Source organism: Leifsonia sp. HAY1-4F, from assembly GCF_056755275.1.
In genome coordinates this window covers 1-235 of sequence record NZ_JBNDHX010000648.1, presented here as the reverse complement: position 1 = coordinate 235, position 235 = coordinate 1, and the positions used below count along the sequence as shown (strand labels likewise).

At 68.1% G+C, this 235-nt stretch carries 1 protein-coding gene; it reads left to right on the top strand.

The features are described 5' to 3' along the window. Positions 1–55 precede the first annotated feature (55 nt). The coding region (locus ACPYOG_RS20840; RefSeq protein ID WP_481295957.1) for a hypothetical protein at positions 56–235 on the top strand (180 nt) is incomplete at its 3' end.

The following is a 235-nucleotide window of genomic DNA, read 5'->3' as shown; positions in this document are numbered from 1 at the left end:
CGACGCGCTCAATACCTGGAACCAGCTGTCCACACAAGACGTCGAGCCTCGTGCATTGGCCGGGCTCACCTGCGACCAGGTGACGCAGCAGTTCGAGCAGGGCAAGGGCGCGATGATCGGGACCGGTTCCTGGGCTCTCGGCGGCATCCAGCAGGCGGCACCCAGCCTGAAGCTGCAGTACCTCGCCGTGCCCAGCGCCTACGGCCAGAGCTACTGGTGCGGCGCGGTCTCCCCG